The following is a 19,600-nucleotide window of genomic DNA, read 5'->3' as shown; positions in this document are numbered from 1 at the left end:
GGCTGCGGCGGGGTAAAAATCGCCGGTGGACATACGTCCGCTCGTGTCGTTCGGTCGAACTGTGCACGAGCAGGCAACCGCGCATCGAGAGGCCGAGGACGCGAGCGGACGCGAAGACGTCCCGTGGCACGCGCTCGAACGCGAGGCGGCGCTGGAGCGCCTCGAGTCGAGCCGCGACGGCCTCGACGCCGACGACGCGGCCCGCCGACTCGACGAGGAGGGGCCGAACGAACTCGCCGACGAAGACGGCGTCTCGACGCTTTCGCTCCTCGTCTCGCAGTTCACCGGGCCGCTCATCCTCCTGCTTTTCTTCGCCGCCGGCCTCTCGCTCGTCGTCGGCCTCCTACCCGGCCGCGACCCGGGTTACACCGACGCCGCGCTCATCCTGCTCATCCTGCTCGGAAACGGCCTGTTCGGGTTCGTGCAGAACTACCGCGCCGAGCAGGCGCTCGCGGCGCTCCGGGAGATGGCGACCCCCGACGCGACGGTCCGACGCGACGGCTCGATTCGGGCGGTCCCGGCGACCGAGGTCGTCCCGGGCGACGTGGTCGTCCTCGAAGCGGGCGACGCCGTCCCCGCCGACGCCCGTATTCTCACGGCGGCCGACTGCCGCGCCGACGAGTCGACGCTGACCGGCGAGAGCGCCCCGGTAGACAAGGCGGCCGACTCCGTCGAGGCCGACGCGGCGCTGGCCGACCGGAGAAGCGTCCTCCACGCCGGGACCACCGTCGTCAGAGGTCGCGCGGAGGCCGTCGTCGTCGCCACCGCGATGGACACCGAACTCGGGGCCATCGCCGACCAACTCGGACAGGCCCGCCAGCGCGAGACGCCGTTCGAAATCGAGGTCGACCGCCTCGGCCGCCGCATCGGCGTCGGCATCGTCGCGCTCATCCTGCTCATCGCGGCGGTCCAGCTGTTCCTCACCGCGACCGACCCGGTGGTCGTGCTCCTCGTCGCCGTCACGCTCGCCGTCGCGGCCGTCCCCGAGGGCCTTCCGGCGGTCGTCACGCTCACCCTCGCGCTCGGGTCGCGGACGCTCATGGAGCGCAACGCGCTCGTCCGCAACCTCGCGGTCGTCGAGAGCCTCGGCGCGGTGGACTACATCGTCACCGACAAGACGGGGACGCTGACCGAAAACCGCATGACCGTCACCCGCGCGTGGCTCCCCGACGACCGGACGGTCGAACTGGACGGTGGTTCGGACTCGACTGCCGCCGCGTCGGGAGACGGCGACGCGACCCCCGACGCAGGGGCCGTGTCGGACCCGGACCCGGCGCTCGCGGCGCTCCTGTCCTGCGGGGCTCGCTGTAACGACACCAAGGAACTCGACGACGGGGCCCACCGCGGGGACCCCACCGAAGTCGCGCTCGTGAACGCCGCCGCCGACGCGGGCCTCGACGGCTCGCGCGACCCCGACGACAGGCTCCGCGAAGTCCCCTTCACCTCCGAGCGAAAGCGCATGTCGGTCGTCGTGGACGCGTTCGACGCGCCCGGCGACGGCCCCGTCGCGCTCGTGAAGGGCGCGCCCGAGGAAATCGTCGCGCGGTGCGACCGCGTCCTCGTCGACGGGGAAATCGAGTCGTTCGACGACGAGCGCCGCGAACGCGTCGAGGCGACCGTGACCGCCTTCGCCGACGACGCGCTCCGCGTGCTCGGATTCGCGTACGCCCCCGAGGCGGACCCCGACGCCGACGACGAGACGCTCGAATCGGGACTGGTCTTCCTTGGATTACAGGGCATGACCGACCCGGCGCGCGAGGGCGTCGCCGAGGCGGTCGCCGACTGCCGCGACGCCGGGGTGCAGGTGACGATGGCGACCGGCGACACCCCGCGGACGGCCCGCGCCATCGCCCGCGAGGTCGGCATCGACGCCGACTCGGTCGTCACGGGCACCGAGGTGGCCGCCATGGACGACGAGGAACTCGGCCAGGTCGTCGAGGAGACCAACGTGTTCGCCCGCGTCGCGCCCGAACACAAGGTCCGCATCCTCCGGGCGCTCCAGGACGCGGGCTACACGGTGGCGATGACCGGCGACGGCGTCAACGACGCGCCGGCGCTCGGTAATGCCGACGTGGGCATCGCCATGGGCGACCGCGGGACGCAGGTCGCACAGGGCGCGTCGGACGTGGTGCTCCGCGACGACAACTTCGTCACCATCCGCGACGCCATCGCGGAGGGCCGCGGCATCTTCGACAACATCCGCAAGTTCGTCAACTACCTGCTGTCGGCGAACGCCGGCGAGGTGTTCGTCGTCTTCCTCGGGACGCTCCTCGGCGCGGCGCTGTTCCCCGCGGTGTTCGCGTCCGAGTCGGCGCTCGTCATCACGCCCGTCGCGCTCCTGTGGCTCAACCTCGTCACCGACGGCTTCCCCGCGCTCGCGCTCGGCGCGGACCCCAAGTCGAACGACGTGATGCGCAGGCCGCCGCGTCCCCGCGACGAGGGCGTCCTCGACCGCCGGACCGTCGCCTCGATTCTCGGTATCGGCGTCGCGCTCACCGGGGCCGGACTCGGCGTGTTCTTCTACGCGCTGTCTCGCTCCGGCGACCTCGTCGTCGCCCAGACGGTGCTGTTTACCTTCCTCGTCACCGCCGAGTTGGTCCGCACGCAGTCGGTTCGGCTCCGCTACCGGCTGTCGCCGCTTTCGAACCCGTGGCTCCTCGGCGCGGTCGGCCTGTCGCTCGCGCTCCACCTCGTGTTGCTCTACACGCCGGCCGCGGACCTCTTCGGCGTCGTCCCGCTGGGGCTTACTGAGTGGGGCTGGGTCGCGGGCGCGTTCGTCCCGTTCCTCGCCGCGAACCTGTGTCTGGTGTGGCTCAACGACCGGCTGTTCGACTCGTGAGCGAGCCGAGCGCGCCCATGAGTCGGTCGCGGTAGAGGTAGCCGAGGACCGACGCCGCGAGCAACGCGCCGACGAAGACCGCGGTGAGTTCGGCGTTGCCGTCGGCGGCGGCCGCGCCCGCGAGGTTCACGAGCAGGAAGCCGGGGAGCCGACCCACCGCCGCGACGAGGACGACCCTGCGAACCGGGATGTCGGTGAGGCCGGCGGCGAAGCAGATGGCGTCGTCCGGGAGCCCCGGTACGAGGAAGACGAGAAAGAGGACGGCCAAACCGTGGGTCTCCATCGCGTCGTCGAACACCGAGAGTGCGTCGGCGGTGACGACACGCTCGACGTATGGACGGCCGAGCGCCCGCGCGAGACCCACCGCGAGCGCCGTGCCGAGGACGATGCCGACCATGCTGTAGACCGTTCCCCAGAGCGCGCCGAACAGGTAGCCGCTGGCGAACCCGAGCGCCTGTCCGGGGATGGGTGCGACGAGGACCTGCGCGACTTGCACGCCGACGAACGCGAGAGGCGCGAGCGCGCCGAACCCGAGGAGCCACGCCCGCAACGCCGTCGGGTTGGCGAGAAACGGGAAGCGGTCGACGAGCGTCGTCCCGACGACGGCGACGACGGCGACGACGACGACTGCGAGCGCGAGCGTCCGCCACCGGTCGCGCGGCGATTCGAACAGTTCGGGGACGGATAACACGGGTGGCTACTCACACGCCGCGGAGAAAAACCCGGCGCGGGAGCGCTTTTGTGTCGAGACGACGTAGTAATAATCATGATGGATACGATTCTCGTCGCCGTCGACGGCTCGCCGCTGTCGAAGCGAGCGTTCGAACAGGCCCTCGCGCACGCCGAATCGACGGTCGTCGCCCTGCACGTCATCGACCCGACCGACCCCGGCTACAGCGCACCGCTCGACGTAGATATCAGCACGGAACCGCTCCACGGCTCCGAGGAGTGGTACGAGCGCGCAGACGAACTCGCAGAGGATATCTTCGACGAACTCGCGGCGCTGGCCGACGGGAGCGGCGTGGAACTCCGGACCGAGACCCTCCGCGGCGACCCCGCACGGACTATCGTCGACTTCGCGCGCCGGGAGGGCGTCGACGCCGTCTACCTCGGCGGCCACGGCCGCGCCGGCGAGACGGACCTGCTGTTCGGCAGCGTCGCCGAGTTGGTCTCCGGCCGTGCGCCGATGAGCGTGATGGTCGTCCGCTGAGGGTCGCCACTCGCGCTCGTCTCACGGCTCGTCTGTCGGTCCCGAGCGACGCACCTCACTCGTCGTCGTCAGCCGGCGGCACGCACAGCACCGGAACGTCAGAGAGCCTGACGACCCGCTCAGCGACGCTTCCGAGCAGATATCGCTCCAGCCCGCTCGTCCCGTGGGTGCCCATCACCACGAGGTCGATGTCGCGTTCCTCGCCGTAGTCGATGATGGTTTCGTGCGGCAGGCCGACCCGAATCTCCGTCTCGACGGGCACGTCGCGGTCGGCCGCGCGGTCGGCGACGACGCCGACCGCCGCCTCTCCGCGCGTCTGGGAATCGTCGTCGACGGGCGCGTCCGCGTGGCCGGTTCGGACGTCGACGACGTAGAGGACGTGCAGGGCGGCCCCGTAGGTCGCCGCGAGGTCGACCGCGTACTCGGCGGCGCGGACCGCGTGGTCGCTGCCATCGGTGGGGACGAGAATGTGGTCGAACATGCCCTCACAGACGCGCGCCGAGCGAATAAAACCGAACCCGGCCGCGCCGTCCGGACGCCCCCGACCACACCGTCCGGACGACCCCAACCGCACCGTCCGGACACCCACGCCCTCGGATTCGACCGCGTCACGCGTCGCCCGCGCGTTTCCGATTCCCGGTCGGCGGGAAGGATGAGTTCGGCTTATTCACCCCCCGAGCGTATCTGTTACTGGTGGTGAGGAGCATGCAGACCGATAGTGAACGGCGGGTAGAACTGTGGATTCGTCCGATTCGGGACGGCTTCGGCGAGGAACACCAGGCGCTTGTCGTCCGACTGGAGCGGCTCGCTGACGAGGGGCTCGTCGACGACGTGTGCGTCCGAACGTGGGACCGCGACGTGGACGTTGAGTCCGACACCGCGCCGACGAAGCGCGACGCGGTCGTCCGCGAGCGACTGGCCGAGTGTCGGCTGTGGGCGCGAAACGAGGGGGTCGCGCTCCCGACGCTCGACGAGCGGGCGACCGTCGGGTCGGGCCGGATGGGTCCCGAACACGACGCGGTCGTCCTTCCGCCGACGCTGGGAATCGTCTTCCGCGACGACGAAATCGAGGCCGTCTATCCCCACGAGCGAACCGAGGGGCGCCGAACGCTCGCCGACTGGGTCGAGACCGCGGAGTCGTTCCTCGGCATCGACCACGAGCACGTCGAAGTGTGAGTCGGAGCGTCGGGGTCGCCGCCCTTCGGCCGCCCGCCGCCTCTCAGCGACCGCTCGGTTCCTCCGAGGTCACGGTCGCCGAGACGAGTTGGCCGAGCCCCCGGCGAAGCCGCTCCGAGGTCGATTGCGGTGAGATTCCGAGTTCGTCGGCGAGGTCCGACAGGGCCACCCCGCGGGGGACCTCGAAGTAGCCGCGGGCCGCGGCGAGTTCGAGGGCGCGACGCTGTTTTTCGCTGAGTCCGTAGCGCTCCGCCGACGGGTCGTCGCCGCGGGAGAGTCGCCTGACAGTGACTTCGAGCCCCGACTGGCGACACAGCTCTCGGTATCGGAGGAGTCCCTCCCGACCGGAAAAGCGCATCCGCGCGTGGAGGCCGGCGACGGTGAACCGGGCGTCGAGCCGGGACGCGCCGACTTCGCCGCCGCTCGGGGCGACGACGACTTCGGGAGCCGCCGAGACCTGCACTCTGTAGAGCCGCCGGTCCGAAAGCGCCTCCATCAGCGTCGGGTCGCCGACGGTGTCGTCGTCTCGCATCGCGGCTTCGAACGCGTCGAAGTCGCCGCCGCTGGCCCACAGAAAGAACACCGGGCGGTCGGGGTCGGTCGCCACGGACTGTTCGACGTCGAGTCGCATTGCAGGCACGCGTTCGATGGCCGGGGTGAGCGGGAGGGCGGGACTCCGAACGACGAACTCAGCGATACAACTCATCCACCGACGGCTACGGCTTCGGCGTCGTAAAACCCCGTTAATTAGCCCGCGAATCAGGGGACCGAAAGTGGGCCCGGGCAAGGCCCAATGTGTCAGAGGCACGCCCACTCGAACGACGATTGTCGTCGAGAGTGTGGGCGAATCATCGTTTCCTCGCCACCCACCTATACGTGGTCCCTGACACATCAGGGGATTATATACCCGCCGCGAAGCGTCACGCTTACTCGGGACCGTGTAGTGGTGGGGATATGAACGTCCCCTGCGTCCGCGTGCCCCGCGAGTCGGGCGAAGCGGCGCGCCGACGCCTCGCCGACGCCGGCCTGCTCGACCACGACCACGAGATTACCGTCGCCGAGGGGACTCTCTACATTCCCGTCGTCGACGCCGACGCCGTCCCCGACGACTTGGCTGTCGTCGACTTCGAACCCCCGACCCGCGAGACGCAGACCACGCCCGCCGACCTCCTCGGCTTCGAACCCTCCTACGAGCGCCTCGGCGACATCGTCATCCTCGACGAGGACGACCCCGACCGCGCCCGCGAAATCGCCGACGCCATCGTCGCCTCGGACCTCAAGGCCGAGACGGTTGTCAACCGCGCCTCGAAGGTCAAAGGCGAACTCCGCGTCCGCGACTGGGACGTGCTCGTCGGCGACTCGACCGAGACGGTCCACCGCGAGTACGGCCACGAGTTCCGCCTCGACATCGACGCGGTCTACTTCTCCCCTCGCCTCGCGACCGAGCGCCACCGCGTCGTCGAGGCGGTTCGCGAGGGCGAGCGCGTGTTCGACATGTTCGCCGGCGTGGGCCCCTTCGCCGTCCCGGCCGCCGCCGCGGGCGCGGAGGTCGTCGCCTGCGACCTCAACGAGGTTGCCGTTTCGTATCTCCGCGAGAACGCCGAGCGGAACGACCTGGCCGACCGAATCACCGCGATTCACGGCGACGTGCGCGAGGTCGCCGCCGACTACAAAGGCTGGGCCGACCGACTCATCATGAACCTCCCGCACAGCGCGGGCGACTTCCTCGACACGGCGGTCCGCCTCGCGAGCGACGAGTGCGTGGTTCACCTCTACGACATCCAACACGAGGACGACCCGTTCGGGCCGGGACTCGCCGCCGTCCGTGCCGCCGCCGAACCGACCTACGAGGTCGACGTCGTGAACGAGCACGTCGTCCGGTCGTACGCCCCTCACGAGTACAACGTCTGTCTCGACGTTCGCCTGACGAAGCGGGCGTGAGGGGGCTGGTGCCGAACGGCAGACACCGGGTTGATTCGCAAGTCTTAATTACGTAACCGGGGTACGGAAGAATGCGTTCGAAAGCCCACCGCGCCGGTGTAGCTCAGCTGGCAGAGCGATTCCTTCGTAAGGAATAGGCCGAGGGTTCAAATCCCTCCACCGGCTCTTTCTACCGAACACAGTACGATTGAAGAGCCCTGCGTGGAGGGATTTGAGCCAGCGAGCAACGCGAAGCGTTGCGAGTGAGGTTCACAATCCCCTCCACCGGCTTCTACTGATTCCTTCACCATCCAACAACTCAACCCCGGAGACGAAGGTCTCCGGTTCGGGGGTGGTCTCGCGTGACCGTCGATTGGTGGGGTTCCCATGGATGAGCCACCGTCGCAGAGGTTCCCTTTGTCACCCCTTTTGCAGCGTGTTCGACGGGATGCTCATTGACGTCTGGAGTACCACGCTTCCGCCGAAACCCCGTTCTTCGTCCTCACCAACCGCTCTTGTGTCTCCACGCGTCGACACACAGCTCATCCGCGACGAGTTCGTTTGCTCGTATCACGGTGACCAGTAGGCGACCAGTATACCGCCGTTCGCGACGGTGCGGCGGCGACCAGACCGTCCCGGGAGCGGCTCAAAATCCGATGTGCGACGTCGAACTCGGGATATCGTCGTCTTCGTCGTCGTCCTCGTCGTCGCGCGCCGCGCCCTCGTAGAGATAGGTGTACTCGTCGTCGGTCAGGAAGACGCCGCCGTCAGCGACCGCGATATCCACGTCCGGGAGAGTGGTGCCCGCCGCCTCGCCGTTTTCGCACGCGCCGGAACAGGCGTCGAACATCGACCCGTGCTTCGGGCAGATAAGCTCGCCGTCGCGCATCGCCGCACCGGACCCCCGGTCGAACCGCTGGTTCTCGTGCGTACAGGTGTTCGGCCAGGCTTCGATACCCGGCTCGTCGTCGCATCGAACGAGGATGAGCTCTTTCGTCCGCGAATACGCGTCCGCCGCGGTGAACAGGTACGACCCGTTTTCGGGGACGTCGTCCACGGCCGCGACTCGTGTTCCGTCGACCATCGGACAGAGCTACCGACCGAGCGGAAAAGTAGCTACCGGCGACACCACGCCCTCGAATGGGGCGGAGAGGCCCGAACCGAGTCTTGCCGGTCACGCCGAGGTGAGCCGGTCCCACACCGCGTGACAGTCGCTACAGAGGAATCCCGTGAACTCGTCTACCGCGTGTCTCCGAACCGTCGTATCTCGCCCGCATCGTTCACACCACATACCCACTCGTTGGGGAGAATATCGTATTGTTATGAAGCTCATAGGCGCTGACTCGACGCTCGGCGGGTTCGGAGACGGAATTCGAGTCGGCGGGCCGCCGGATCAGCGGTTCTCGTCGAGGTTCACGCCGCAGACGCCCGCCTCGTCACCCATCTTCTCCACGCCGGGCGCGAACCGACCCAACTCCCACGTGGGGTCGTGTCCGGTCTCCGCGCGGTGTTCTTCGATTCGGAGACGCGCGTCAGCGAGCTTCGAGAAGCGCTCTTCGAGTCCGCACGTCGGACAGGAAACCGTCGCACGAGGAGTCGACATCACTCGAAGGGAACACGGCAGTCGAGATAGTTCCGTCGGGTCCGCCGCGAGAGACGTTCAAAAAAGCGGTCGCCGCCGTGTGGAAGTCAGCCCATAACGAGGCTCATCCACCGGTTACGCCGCACGAACTCCATGTTTTCGAGGTAGGCGTCGACGCCGAGGATGCGGCCCGCGCCGAACGCGCCGAGGCCGAACAGCAACACCGCGTAGACGATGTGGTCGTCAACGACCCAGCCGTGAGCCAGCGGAAGCCCCGCGAGGATGCCGCCCTCAAGTGCCGCCGCCCAGTAGAACAGCATCATGACCGCCCCCCAGAAGGCGCTGAAGCGAACGAACGCGCCGAGGATGAGCGCCAGTCCGGCCAGCGTCAACCCCCACATGTTCAACATGTCGATGAGGGGGCTCCCCGCCATCGAACTCCACAGCCCCATGAGGGGGTTGCCCTCGGGAATCGCGTTAGCGAGGTAGCCCGCCGCAGTCCAGTTGTTGGAGGGGTCCGAATCCAGATAGGTTACGAGCTTCGTGATACCGCCTTGGAACAGCGTCCATCCCATCACCACTCTGAGGAGGAACAGCGAGTAGCCGACCCACCGCTCTGAGTAGTCGAACCGCACCGCGCGTCCGAACATCTCCGTCTCCAGCGTACGACTATCGGTTGACATACGGAGGTAATATTTTCCTCCACTACAATAAAGTGTGCTGGGTAATCCCACACAATGGGTATCGGCCGTCTCACCGGAGGTCACACCGCTTATCACCGCCCGCGACAGAACACGGACATGCTCACTTTCATCGGACTCGGTCTGTACGACGAGCGCTCCGTCACCGTCGAAGGCCGGGAGGCGCTCGCTGACGCCGACCGTGCCTTCGCGGAGTTCTACACGAGCCACCTCGTCGGCGCGACCGTCGAGGAGCTCGAAGCCTACCACGACATCGACATCGAGGTCCGGGACCGGGCCGGCGTCGAACAGGACCCCGGGGCGATACTCGACGCCGCGGAAGACGAACACGTCGCGTTCCTCACCGCCGGCGACACGATGATTTCGACCACGCACGTCGACCTTCGTCTCCGCGCCGAAGACCGCGGTATCGAGACGCGACTCATCCACGGCGTGACCGCTCAGTCCGCGGCCAGCGGCCTGACCGGACTCCAGAACTACCGCTTCGGGAAGGCCGTCACGCTCCCGTTTCCGTACGTCCATGGCGGCGACCCGGTGCCGAAAAGCGTCGTGGACTCCCTCGAAGCGAACCGCGAACTCGGCTTGCATACGCTCGTCTACCTCGACATCAAGGTCGACTGGGAGGGTCGCCGCGGCGTCGAGGTCGACGGCGACCAGTACATGACCGCCGACTACGCCGCGGAACTCTTCGCCGAACACTGGGACGGCGACGCCCTCGGCGTGGCAGTCTGCCGGGCGGGCAGTCCGGACCCGGTCGTCGCCGCGGACCGCCTGTCGGCGCTCGCAGAGCGCGACTTCGGCGACCCGCTCCACATGCTCATCATTCCCGGCGAGGTCCACCACGTCGAAGCCGACGCGCTCTCGGCGCTCGGCGGCGCGCCTGAGGAACTGTTCGACGAACACTAACTGTTCGACGAACACTAACGCGACGCGAGACGGGAAACAGAGAGAACAGGAGCCGACTACGCTCGCCCGTCGAGCCCTAACTCGCTTCTGAGGTCGTACTCTTCGCCGGTCACCATGTAGAGCACGTCCTCGATGACCGTGAGGAGTTCCGGCACTTCGTGGACGACGAGATAGGTGATTCCCACGAGCGCGACGACCGCGAGCCCCTGGCTGATGATGCGGTCGGAGATGAAAAACGACACCATATACGGGTCGGACGACCCGAAGAGGAACAGAATCTCGTCGACGAACAGGTGGAAGTACTGCTTGCCGACCGAGATGGTGATGAACGTCGTCCGAAGCAGGTTCAGCGCGTAGATGATGGGGACGGCGATGGCGAGTCCGCGGAGCTTCCGGCGCATCGGCGCGTCGACGGCGGCGATGAGGCCGGCGAAGATGGCGATGCTCCCGAGGCCGGTGCAGGCGAGAACGACCGAGATCTCGATTCGGTGAGAGCCCTGCATCCACAGGAACGTGTTCAGGTAGCCCTCGTCGCCGACAATCATCTGCGGCGTGTAGCCGAGCGATTCGATGAGGAAGCGCGTCTGCGCCGCGACGGACTCCATGAGAATGCCGCGGGGTGCGGGGACGGTCGCCCCGAAGAGCGTGAACGCGGGAATCGTCTCGAACGGAAGGTAGACGACGCCCATGGCGGCGACGGCGCGCGAGAGGACGAACAGCGTGTCGCGGCCGTTGTAGAGGAGCCAGCCGGCGTACAGCGACGCCGGGACGGCCACGATAGTCAAAATCCCCTCGATGTAGCTCCTGTGGACGAGCGTGAAGTGAGGGATGAGTTGGAGCCAGAAGAGCGCGAACAACACCCACGCTGCGGACATCACCCGCCGCCCGAGGTCGCGGTTCCGCCCGTTGACGACCGCGCCGGCGACGAAGGTTCCGATGACCACCCACGCGAGGATGTCGGAGAGGAGACCGGGCATACGTAATGGATGCGGAGGACCGAATAAATCCCTTGTCGTTCCGGGTATCGAGCTCGTCCGACCGGTCCGGCGGCCCGAACGCACAGCACAGCGCCGCCGCTGTGGAGTCGATCAATAAAGAAGTGTTGAGGGGACCGGGACGAAGCCCGGTGGTATCAGTCGAAGTTAGTCGCGGCGGACGGCGAGGAGTGCCGCGGCGACGAGGGCGACGAGGGCGACAACGACACCGAAGCCAGGCGTGCTGGACTCGGTGGTCTCCTCGGTCGGCTCCTCAGTCGGCTCTTCGGTCGCGGTTGCCGTTTCCGTGGGCTCCTCGGTCGGCTCTTCGGTCTCGGTTGCCGTTTCCGTGGATTCCTCGGTCGTGGTCGTTTCCGCGGCCGTGGTCGTCTCCGTGGCTTCGCCGACGATACCGTCAGCGGTCGCGTCTTCGGCCGTGCCGGAGTCGACGGAGGCCTCTACTTCGAACGTGTCGTTGATGTTCTGCTCCGAGAAGTCGAACGCCGCGGCGAACGTGCCGTCAGCCTGCACGTACGCGGAGGCAGTCTTCAGGAAGCGCGGCTGGGTGTCGCCGTCGGAGGTCACGCGGATGGTGAGCTCCGTACCGGGGGCGACGCTGGCCGTGCCCGAGATGGACTGCTCGGCGGCGTTGGAGACCGCGAACTCGTCCTCGTCGAGGCTGAGTTCGGGTTCGACGACTTCGAACTCGTCGGAGGTCTCCTCATCGTCCTCGGCGAGGTCACCGTCTTCGAGGACGGTGAACGTCGCGTTGAACGCGTCGTCGTCCTCAACGGTGTAGAGCGTCGAGGTGTTGTCGTAGGAGTCCGTGCGCGAGGCAGAGACGTCGTCGAGGTCGTAGACGATGAAGTACGTGTCGTTGTCACCGTCAGCGATGATCGTGGCGCTCGAGCTGTTGATGCCCAGGACCTTCGCCTCGCGGTTCGGGCCGGGGTTCGTCTGCTCGATCGTGAGGTTGAACTGCGTACCCGAGAGGGCGTCGAAGTTCGACGCGTCGAACGCGCCTTCGAGGCCCGTCGCGGAGATCTGCGTGACGACGACGTCGCCGTTAGCCAGCGAGTCGCTCTGCGTCAGATTCTCGTTCTCGATCGCGTCGTAGACGTCTTCGGTCTCGGTGAGGTCAGCGCTCGTCGGTGCCGTCCAGGTGGAGACACTTTCGGTGCTGCGCTCTTCGATGACGAGCGTCGCGACGTTGTCGGCTTCGCCACCGGTGGCGATTTCGAGGTCGTAGTCGCCGGCGTCGAGGGGCTCACCGTCGATTTCCGTGGTGATGTCGTCGACGACGAGGTCGTCGTCGCTGTCGTCAACGTCGAACGAGGACGTCTTGTTCGGTGCGTACGTGTTGAACAGCAGCGTGACCTCACCGTCGTCGTTACCGTCTTCGACGGAGACGTTCGCGCTGTAACCGAGGTCGTTAGCGCCGACCTGAATCTCTGCTTCGTCAGTACCGTCGAGCGTGACGGTGATTTCGGCGATGTCGCCGACCTGTTCGTTGATGACGGACGACGCGAAGTCACCCGAGGAGTCCTTGGCCTTCGAGACGGTGACCGTGTCGGACTCGAGCGTGACGCCCGTGAAGGCGTCGGTCGCCTCAATCGTGTACTCGCCAGCGTCGACCGAGCTCAGGTTGAAGTCTGCTTCACCCTGGCCGTCGAGCGTGACGGTGGTCTCGGTGTCCTCGACCTCGTCGCCGTCGTCGTCAAGTGCGACGACGTCGACGGTGCGGTCGCCCGCGTTGGCCGAGACGGAGCCTTCGAGACCGTCCTTGGTCGTGACGTTGAGGTCGTCAACGGTGAGCTCGAAGCCGAGGTCGCGAACGTCGACCTGAGCCTGCTGCACACCGCCGATGGTGAACTCGTAGGTGTCGAGGGCCTGATCTTCGGTGTCGAAGATGAAGACCTGACTGTTGTCACCGGTGGAACCAGAGAACTGGTAGTTGTTGTCGTCGTCAACGCCCTCGACCTCGACGGAGGTGTCGGTCGTGCCGGCGACAACTGCAACGTTCGAGCCCTTGTAGGCCGTGTTGTTGGAGTTGTTCGCGACGTAGACGGGCGCGAAGGTCACGTCCTCGGTCGCCGAGGCCGTGTTACCGGACGAGTCAGACACGTTGTACGTGACTTCGAGGTCGTCCGTGTAGACCTGGCTGAGCGTGACGATGACCTGACCGTTGGAGACGGAGAGGGACTGCGAGAGGTTCGTCTCGCCGTCCGTGACGTTCATCTCGTTGACGGTGACGTCCTCGTCGAAGGCGACTTCGACCTTCGGCGTGCCGTCATCGTAGTGGGTCGCCGAGTTGAAGCCAGCGGGGTCAGCGGCAACGACATCGAGCGTGTCGTAAGCCTCCTGCTGGGTGGTACCGGCGGTCAGGCTAGCGCTCTCGGCGGCAGAGACGTTGTACTCACCGGTGGAGACGCTCTCCGGAATCGAGAGCGAGAGGGTTGCCGGGGAGCCTGCGGTTTCCGTGGTGTTCGGTTCCGAGGCGTTGTAATAGCCGTCGTCGTTCAGGTCGAGCCATACGTGAACATCGTTCGCTCCGCCAGAGTTAACGGTAACATCGACGGATGCAGACGGGCCTTTGTCGACAGTATCAGAAGATACCGTAGCCGACGTAGCCGCCGCAGCAGCAGTGCCCGTGAACGCGATGGACCCGGCGAAGACCGAGAAAACCATCAGCGCAGCGAGCAGAACCGCGCGAACTTGTTTGTTTGCTGTCATTGTTATAGATGGGTCTATAAGTGGCGAAACAGCTTTCTGCCCCGTACGCCCGTGGGTAGGTCGGGCGAGGGATTACTCGCTGGTTTTCACCTTGGGTAGGGGTACGAAAGCGACTCTCCGGAGATTGGATAAATACTTTGTGGAATATCTCTCCGAAGAGAGCGTCGCAACGCGCGTATTGTTCAGTAAATAAACAGGAACGAGGACGTGTTAGAACGAATACGTGTTATTCGGGTGACTCGAAGTCGGCCGGGATGACCTCGATTTCGTGGCCGTCGGGGTCCTTCGTGAACGCGAACATGTCGTCGCAGGACTCGGGGTCGCGGTAGTCTTCGGCCTCGCGCTCCATGAGCGTCTCCCAGTACTCGTGGAGGTCGTCGGCGCTGACCGCGAGATGGCCCCACGCGTCGCCCATCTCGTAGCTCCGACCGTCGTAGTTGTAGGTGAGTTCGACGGCCATCGCCTCTTCGGCTGCGCCCTCGGGCTTCATGAAGTAGTTCGCGAAGGTGTCGGACTCCCAGCGACCGGTGTGTTCGTAGCCGAACTTCCGGGTCCAGAAGCCGAGCGCCTCGTCGGCGTCCTCGACGCGAATCATCGTGTGGTCGAGGCTCCACTTCGCGCCGTGGTCGCGCTTGACGATTTCGACCTCGTGGCCGTCGGGGTCCTTGACGAACGCGTAGCGGCCGCCGCAGGACTCGGGGTCGCGGTAGTCCTCGACGCCCTCGTCCATGAGCTGCTGGTAGGACGATTCGAGTTCGTCCTCGGGGACGCGGACCGCGATGTGGCCCCACGCGTCGCCCATCTCGTAGGTGTTGTCGCCGTGGTTGTAGGTGAGTTCGAGGACCGCGCCCTCCTCGTGGAGGTCCTCGGGGCCGAGGTAGACGTTGGTGAACGTGTCGGCCTCCCAGCGACCCTTCTCTTCGTAGCCGAGATGGGTCGTGTACCAGTCGAGCGACTCCTCGAGGTCTTCGACGCGAATCATCACGTGGTCGAGGGTTCCGGACATACCCCAGTGATGTGTCGCGCTGGCGAAAAACGTACCGAACGCGGAACCCACCGTGGATGGTTGTCACACGCCGTCTACGGGAGTTTTCGGCCCGTTACGTGGTACATAAGTACCCCCCGAAGTTACGATTCAGCAGTGTCCCCGGTCCCCAACCCCGTTCGCCTCCTCATCCTCGGCATCGGGCTGGCGCTCGCTCGAATCGGTCTCCTCGACCGCGAGCGCGCCGTCCGCATCGCCGACCTCTCGTGGCCCCGCGTCGTCACCGGCATCGCCCGGATGTCCAAGAACGCCGTCGACGTGGCGATGGTGGGTATCGCCTCGGGGACCGTCGCCATCACCGGCGTCGGGTTCGCCGGGCCGTACTGGGGACTCGCCTTCGCGCTCGGCGGCGGTATCGCAGGCGGGACCATCGCGCTCGTCTCCCAGCGCTTCGGCGCGGACGCGATAGACGAATTGGGGCTCGCGGTCCGTTCGAGCGCGCTCTTGACCGTCATCGCCACGCTCCCGGTCACGGCCGTCTTCTGGCTGTTCCCCACCGAACTCATCTCCGTGCTGAGCAGCAACCAAGATGCCATCGAACTCGGAGCGGCATACCTCCGAATCGTCGGGCTCGGCGTCCCCTTCGCCGGCCTGAACCTCATCGGGAGCCGCGTCCTCGTCGGCAGCGACGACGCCTACACCGCGATGACACTCCGTGCGAGCGGTGCGGTCATCAACATCGTCCTCAACGCGGTGCTCATCTTCGGCCTCGACCTCGGCGTCGAGGGCGCGGCGCTCGGGACCGTCCTCTCGAACGTCGTCGTCGCCGGCGCGTTCGCGGTCGGCCTGTCGCGGGGGTCGCTCCCCGGCGTCGGCGCGTTCCCCGTCACCATCGACCCCTTCGGCTCGTTCGTCGACCCCGGGACGCTCGTCGACCTCGTGAAAATCGGACTGCCCGTGATGGGTCGCGGGCTCGTCTGGACCGTCGCCGAGTTCCCGATGCTGGCCATCCTCGACAGTTTCGGTCCGGACGTGGTCGCGGCGTTCGTCATCGCCCGCCGCATCTGGGGCCTGATGAACACCCCCGGCTGGGGCTTCGGGCTGGCGTCGTCGAGCCTCGTCGGGCAGGCGCTCGGCAAGGACGACGAACAGACCGCCGAGGCCTACGGCAACGAAGTCATTCGGTTCGCCGTCGCCACGTACCTCGTCTCGGCGGCGCTCGTGGCGATATTCGCCCGCCCGATCGTCCTCGGGTTCGTGGATAACCCGGCGGACCCGGCGGTCCCCATCGCCGTCGACCTCGTCTACGTCGCCTGTCTCGCCGTCGTCTTACAGGGCGTCTCCGGCGGCTCCGCGGGCCCGCTCGACGCCAGCGGCGACACCCGCTGGACGTTCGGCAGCCAGTTCGTCGGGATGTTCCTCGGGTCGATTCCGCTCACCTACATCGGCTCTGTCACCTCGCTCGGCCTCACCGGGCTCTACCTGGCGTTCCTCGCCGAGACGACGATTCCGGCGGCGCTGAACTACTACCGGTTCAAGACCGGGACGTGGAAGGCGGTCAGTCGGAACTACCGTCCGAAGACGGCCGCGGACGACTGAGAAGAGGAACGCATCGGTTCGGGCTGGTTCGTCGGCGGCGGCGGGAATCCTGATTACTCTCAGCGCGAGGAGCCGTCGGCGTCGCGCCCGCTCGCGCGTGACCAATACAAGAACCCCGCCACGGCCCACAGCAGGACCGTCCCGACCGGCCACGCGGTTCGACCGGGTTGGACAGAAAAGCCGCGGGCGACCTCCAACTGGGTCACGCCGGCGAGGAGGAGACCGGCCGCGGTGAGTCGAACGTCCTCGCGGCCGAACAACGCGCCCGAGAGCGCGCTTCCGAGCGCGACGAGGTAACAGGCGACGCCGACCGGCCACACGAGGATGTAGTCCGGGAGGCCCATCGTAAAGCGCAGGAAGAAGTCGGTGATGGTCGTCACGCTCCCGGTCGAAGGGCCGACGAGTCCCCACGGAAACAGGAACGTGGCGCTCCCGGTCGTGAACGTCTGGACGGACCACGGAACGAGACCGAGGACGAAGACGAGGAGTAGGTGGAGGCGGCGCGCGGGCGACCGCGAAGCCGACCGGGCCGCCGGGTCGGTCGTCACCGCTGGGCGATGATGCGGAGCACGTCCTCGTCGGCGAGAACGTGGTCGCGGCCGACCTGCTGGTCGTCGTGTTTGGCGCTCGGGCCGGAGACGCGGGCGAACCGGAACCGCTCGTCGAGTTTGGCACCGAGTTCGTGGATGGCGTCGTCGATGGTGTCGCCCTCGCGGAGGACGAGCGGTTCGTCGTAGTCGACGCCGCGGCCGGGTTTGTCCATGTAGATGCGGATGAGCCCGAGAGCGTCCCAGATTTCCTCTTTGAGCGCGTCGAGGCCCTTCTCGGCCTCGGCGCTGATGAACGTGACCTCGTCGGGGTCGAGGCCGACCTCGCGGAGGTTTTCCTCGACCGTCGGGAGGTAGTCCTTGTCGATGAGGTCGGCCTTGTTGACGGCGACGATAGACGGCAGGTAGACGCGGTTTTTCATGATGCCGTCGACGAGTTCGTCGATGGTCGTCTCGCCGCGGAGCGTCACCTCGGCGTTGACGAAGCCGTGCTCGCGGAGGATGCCCTTGATGGTCTCCTCTTCGAGGTCGACGCTGTCGCTTTTGGTCACGTTGATGCCGCCTTTGCCCTTCTTGTTGATAGAGAGGTTCGGCGGCGACGTGTCGAGCCGAATCTTGTTGTTGTAGAGTTCCTGTTGGAGCCGCTCGTAGCGCTCTATCTCGAACACCGAGAGCATGAACACGACGAGGTCGGCGGTGCGGACGACCGAGAGGACCTCCTTACCGCCGCCGCGGCCGCCAGCGGCCCCTTCGATGAGGCCCGGCACGTCGAGTATCTGGATGTTCGCGCCCTTGTATTTCAGCATCCCCGGGTTCACGTTGAGCGTCGTGAACTCGTACTCGCCCGTCTCGCTGTCGGCGTTGGTGAGCGCGTTGATGAGCGTCGATTTGCCGACGCTGGGGAAGCCGACGAGCGCGACCGTCGCGTCGCCCGTCTTCTCGACGGCGTACCCTTGGCCGCCACCGGCCGAACTCTGGTTTTCGAGTTTCTCTTTCAGCTCCGCGAGCTTCGCCTTCAGCCGACCGATGTGCGCCTCGGTCGACTTGTTGTACGGCGTGTTAGATATCTCCTCGCGGATATCTTCGATCTCCTCCTCCAGTCCCATCGTCAACAGTTCCGCCGCGTCCGTCGAAAAACCCTTTCCTTCCGCGCGGCAGATTCCGCCGCGCCGACGCGTCGGCTATCGTGGTGGTCGCGCGTACGCGGAGAGACAAGTATCGGCACGATTATACACGACCCCTTCGACCGCCCGATGAACACCGATGCCCGACCCCCGGACGCTTCGCGACAGCACGCAAATCGTGCTCCCGTGCGACCTGCTGGAGAGCGTGCGCGACGACATCGAAGCGGAGTTCGTCGTCTCCGTCCACCGAAAGGCCGGAGACACGTGCCGAATCATCGGGAGCCCCGTCGAGATTCGTGCGGTCAGCGACTTCCTCGCGCGACAGGGTATCTCTCTCCGCTAGTCTCGGTTCCGAAGGGCTTGTTACCACACAGTCCAACGGGCGGGTATGGACGAAGCGCCGGGACTCTCCGACCAGTACCGCACGGCCAGTCCGTGGCCCGTGTTCATCGCGCTCGGGATACCCATCTCCGAGTTGGGCCTGTTGTTCGGCCTGTTTCCACTCGCCGTCGGCGGGCTGCTCCTGTTCGGCGGGAGCGTCGTCGGCATCCTCAAGGAGTCCGGCTACGTCGCCTCGACGATTCGCGCGGTCACCGCGCTCGCGGTCATCTTCTTCGCGTTCGGCGCGGGACTCGCGTTCACCGACATCGCCCTCGTGACCCGGGGCTACGCGGTCATCGCCGCCGCGATTCTACTGGTGGTCGGCGGCGTCGTCTTCGAACTGTTCGTCCGCGAACAGCGACAGACCTTCTGACCGCCGCGGGCGACCCCACGGGAGACCCCGCGGCCGTCTCCACCCCCTCCGACCGAACGAGAAACCAACAATCTATTTGAACGGCGTCCCCGAGTGTCTCGATATGGCAACCAAGACGTTCGACAAGGACACCATCCTCGACCTCACGGTCAACATGGTTCCGCTGGCCATCATCCTGTTTTTCGTGGTGGCCTTCACCTTCGTCAATCCGTTTGGGTTCGAATCGCTCACCTCGGGGCTCCAGTACACGCTCCTCATCGCGCCGTTCGTGCTCCTCGCTGCCCTCACCTACCTCTCGGGGAAGGCCATCGCCGGCTCCGAGAAGGAAGGCACCGTCTACGCGCCGGGGCAGGCGACGGTTCCCGGTGCGAAGCCGATTCACGAAGAAGAGAGCGAGGAAGCGGCCGAACTCGAAGAATCGCCGGATGACGACGCCGTCGAAGCCGCGGACGAGACGGCTTAAAGCACCTCGAATCGCAGGGCAGTCCCGAATCTTTCATTACCCTGCACTACTCAGGCACTTCCATGGAGGTTAACGGACAGTTAGCA

General features: G+C 66.4%; 20 protein-coding genes and 1 tRNA gene. 10 read left to right on the top strand and 11 right to left on the bottom strand.

Annotation, left to right across the window (positions count from 1 at the left end; translation table 11 throughout):
- The first annotated feature begins 25 nt into the window (after window positions 1-25).
- Window positions 26-2,839: a cation-translocating P-type ATPase gene (locus tag AUR65_RS00875; RefSeq protein ID WP_058565925.1), complete on the top strand. Its 2,814-nt coding sequence runs from the start codon at window positions 26-28 to the stop codon at window positions 2,837-2,839.
- Here AUR65_RS00875 and AUR65_RS00870 read toward each other — a convergent pair.
- Entirely contained in the window at window positions 2,814-3,530 is a 717-nt protein-coding gene (locus tag AUR65_RS00870) for a TVP38/TMEM64 family protein (protein WP_058565924.1), read from the bottom strand. The genes AUR65_RS00875 and AUR65_RS00870 overlap by 26 nt on opposite strands.
- A 78-nt stretch (window positions 3,531-3,608) precedes the next feature.
- Between AUR65_RS00870 and AUR65_RS00865 the strand changes: the two genes are divergently transcribed.
- Window positions 3,609-4,049, top strand: coding sequence for a universal stress protein (locus AUR65_RS00865; protein ID WP_084816376.1), 441 nt, complete (start codon window positions 3,609-3,611; stop codon window positions 4,047-4,049).
- 55 nt (window positions 4,050-4,104) lie between these two features.
- Here AUR65_RS00865 and AUR65_RS00860 read toward each other — a convergent pair whose 3' ends face one another.
- The gene (locus tag AUR65_RS00860; RefSeq protein ID WP_058565922.1) at window positions 4,105-4,530 is read right to left on the bottom strand and encodes a universal stress protein; all 426 of its coding nucleotides are present in this window, start codon (window positions 4,528-4,530) and stop codon (window positions 4,105-4,107) included.
- Between the two features lie 224 nt (window positions 4,531-4,754).
- On the opposite strand from AUR65_RS00860, the gene AUR65_RS00855 reads away from it, so the two are divergent.
- On the top strand, window positions 4,755-5,225 hold the full coding sequence (locus AUR65_RS00855; RefSeq protein WP_058565921.1) for an HTH domain-containing protein: 471 nt from the start codon (window positions 4,755-4,757) through the stop codon (window positions 5,223-5,225).
- A 43-nt stretch (window positions 5,226-5,268) separates the two neighbouring features.
- Here the strand turns inward: AUR65_RS00855 and AUR65_RS00850 are convergent, their stop codons facing one another.
- Window positions 5,269-5,931 carry a helix-turn-helix domain-containing protein gene (locus AUR65_RS00850; RefSeq protein WP_058565920.1) on the bottom strand — a complete coding sequence of 221 codons (663 nt, stop codon included), beginning with the start codon at window positions 5,929-5,931 and terminating at the stop codon, window positions 5,269-5,271.
- A gap of 248 nt (window positions 5,932-6,179) precedes the next feature.
- Between AUR65_RS00850 and AUR65_RS00845 the strand changes: the two genes are divergently transcribed.
- Both AUR65_RS00845 and AUR65_RS00840 read left to right on the top strand, forming a co-directional pair.
- A complete protein-coding gene (locus AUR65_RS00845) occupies window positions 6,180-7,166 on the top strand; it encodes a class I SAM-dependent methyltransferase (protein ID WP_058565919.1) in 987 nt (328 codons plus the stop codon).
- Between the two features lie 92 nt (window positions 7,167-7,258).
- Window positions 7,259-7,331, top strand: a tRNA-Thr gene (locus AUR65_RS00840).
- Window positions 7,332-7,791: 460 nt separating this feature from the next.
- Here the strand turns inward: AUR65_RS00840 and AUR65_RS00835 are convergent.
- From AUR65_RS00835 to AUR65_RS00825, 3 genes are all read right to left on the bottom strand, one after another.
- Window positions 7,792-8,229, bottom strand: coding sequence for a Rieske (2Fe-2S) protein (locus AUR65_RS00835; protein WP_058565918.1), 438 nt, complete (start codon window positions 8,227-8,229; stop codon window positions 7,792-7,794).
- Window positions 8,230-8,538: 309 nt separating this feature from the next.
- The gene (locus AUR65_RS00830; protein ID WP_058565917.1) at window positions 8,539-8,748 is read right to left on the bottom strand and encodes a DUF7542 family protein; all 210 of its coding nucleotides are present in this window, start codon (window positions 8,746-8,748) and stop codon (window positions 8,539-8,541) included.
- Window positions 8,749-8,834: 86 nt separating this feature from the next.
- Window positions 8,835-9,377 (bottom strand): DoxX family protein, encoded by a 543-nt coding sequence (locus tag AUR65_RS00825; RefSeq protein WP_084816375.1) that lies wholly within the window; start codon window positions 9,375-9,377, stop codon window positions 8,835-8,837.
- Between the two features lie 150 nt (window positions 9,378-9,527).
- On the opposite strand from AUR65_RS00825, the gene dph5 reads away from it, so the two are divergent.
- Window positions 9,528-10,334 (top strand): diphthine synthase, encoded by an 807-nt coding sequence (gene dph5, locus AUR65_RS00820; protein WP_058565915.1) that lies wholly within the window; start codon window positions 9,528-9,530, stop codon window positions 10,332-10,334.
- Window positions 10,335-10,390: 56 nt separating this feature from the next.
- Here the strand turns inward: dph5 and artA are convergent, their stop codons facing one another.
- From artA to AUR65_RS00805, 3 genes are all read right to left on the bottom strand, one after another.
- Complete coding sequence (gene artA, locus AUR65_RS00815; protein WP_058565914.1) at window positions 10,391-11,311, bottom strand: archaeosortase A; 921 nt, start codon at window positions 11,309-11,311, stop codon at window positions 10,391-10,393.
- A gap of 165 nt (window positions 11,312-11,476) precedes the next feature.
- On the bottom strand, window positions 11,477-14,041 hold the full coding sequence (locus tag AUR65_RS00810; protein ID WP_058565913.1) for an ArtA-dependent S-layer glycoprotein: 2,565 nt from the start codon (window positions 14,039-14,041) through the stop codon (window positions 11,477-11,479).
- A gap of 226 nt (window positions 14,042-14,267) precedes the next feature.
- On the bottom strand, window positions 14,268-15,047 hold the full coding sequence (locus tag AUR65_RS00805; protein ID WP_058565912.1) for a VOC family protein: 780 nt from the start codon (window positions 15,045-15,047) through the stop codon (window positions 14,268-14,270).
- A 135-nt stretch (window positions 15,048-15,182) separates the two neighbouring features.
- Between AUR65_RS00805 and AUR65_RS00800 the strand changes: the two genes are divergently transcribed.
- Entirely contained in the window at window positions 15,183-16,625 is a 1,443-nt protein-coding gene (locus AUR65_RS00800; RefSeq protein WP_058565911.1) for an MATE family efflux transporter, read from the top strand.
- 59 nt (window positions 16,626-16,684) lie between these two features.
- On the opposite strand, the gene AUR65_RS00795 is transcribed toward AUR65_RS00800, so the two are convergent.
- Window positions 16,685-17,173, bottom strand: a complete 489-nt coding sequence (locus AUR65_RS00795) for a TIGR04206 family protein (RefSeq protein WP_058565910.1) — start codon at window positions 17,171-17,173, stop codon at window positions 16,685-16,687.
- The gene (locus AUR65_RS00790; protein ID WP_004064256.1) at window positions 17,170-18,279 is read right to left on the bottom strand and encodes an OBG GTPase family GTP-binding protein; all 1,110 of its coding nucleotides are present in this window, start codon (window positions 18,277-18,279) and stop codon (window positions 17,170-17,172) included. The genes AUR65_RS00795 and AUR65_RS00790 overlap by 4 nt, the downstream gene beginning before the upstream one ends.
- A gap of 157 nt (window positions 18,280-18,436) precedes the next feature.
- Between AUR65_RS00790 and AUR65_RS00785 the strand changes: the two genes are divergently transcribed.
- The 3 genes from AUR65_RS00785 (at window position 18,437) to AUR65_RS00775 (ending at window position 19,514) form a co-directional block, all read left to right on the top strand.
- Entirely contained in the window at window positions 18,437-18,640 is a 204-nt protein-coding gene (locus tag AUR65_RS00785; RefSeq protein ID WP_058565909.1) for a VNG_1110C family protein, read from the top strand.
- A gap of 45 nt (window positions 18,641-18,685) precedes the next feature.
- Complete coding sequence (locus tag AUR65_RS00780) at window positions 18,686-19,051, top strand: DUF7541 family protein (protein WP_058565908.1); 366 nt, start codon at window positions 18,686-18,688, stop codon at window positions 19,049-19,051.
- Window positions 19,052-19,154: 103 nt separating this feature from the next.
- The gene (locus AUR65_RS00775) at window positions 19,155-19,514 is read left to right on the top strand and encodes a DUF6684 family protein (RefSeq protein WP_058565907.1); all 360 of its coding nucleotides are present in this window, start codon (window positions 19,155-19,157) and stop codon (window positions 19,512-19,514) included.
- Window positions 19,515-19,600 lie beyond the last annotated feature (86 nt).

The organism is Haloferax marisrubri (assembly GCF_001469875.2).
GTDB classification, from domain to species: domain Archaea; phylum Halobacteriota; class Halobacteria; order Halobacteriales; family Haloferacaceae; genus Haloferax; species Haloferax marisrubri.
This window is presented reverse-complemented; position numbering and strand designations above follow the sequence as displayed.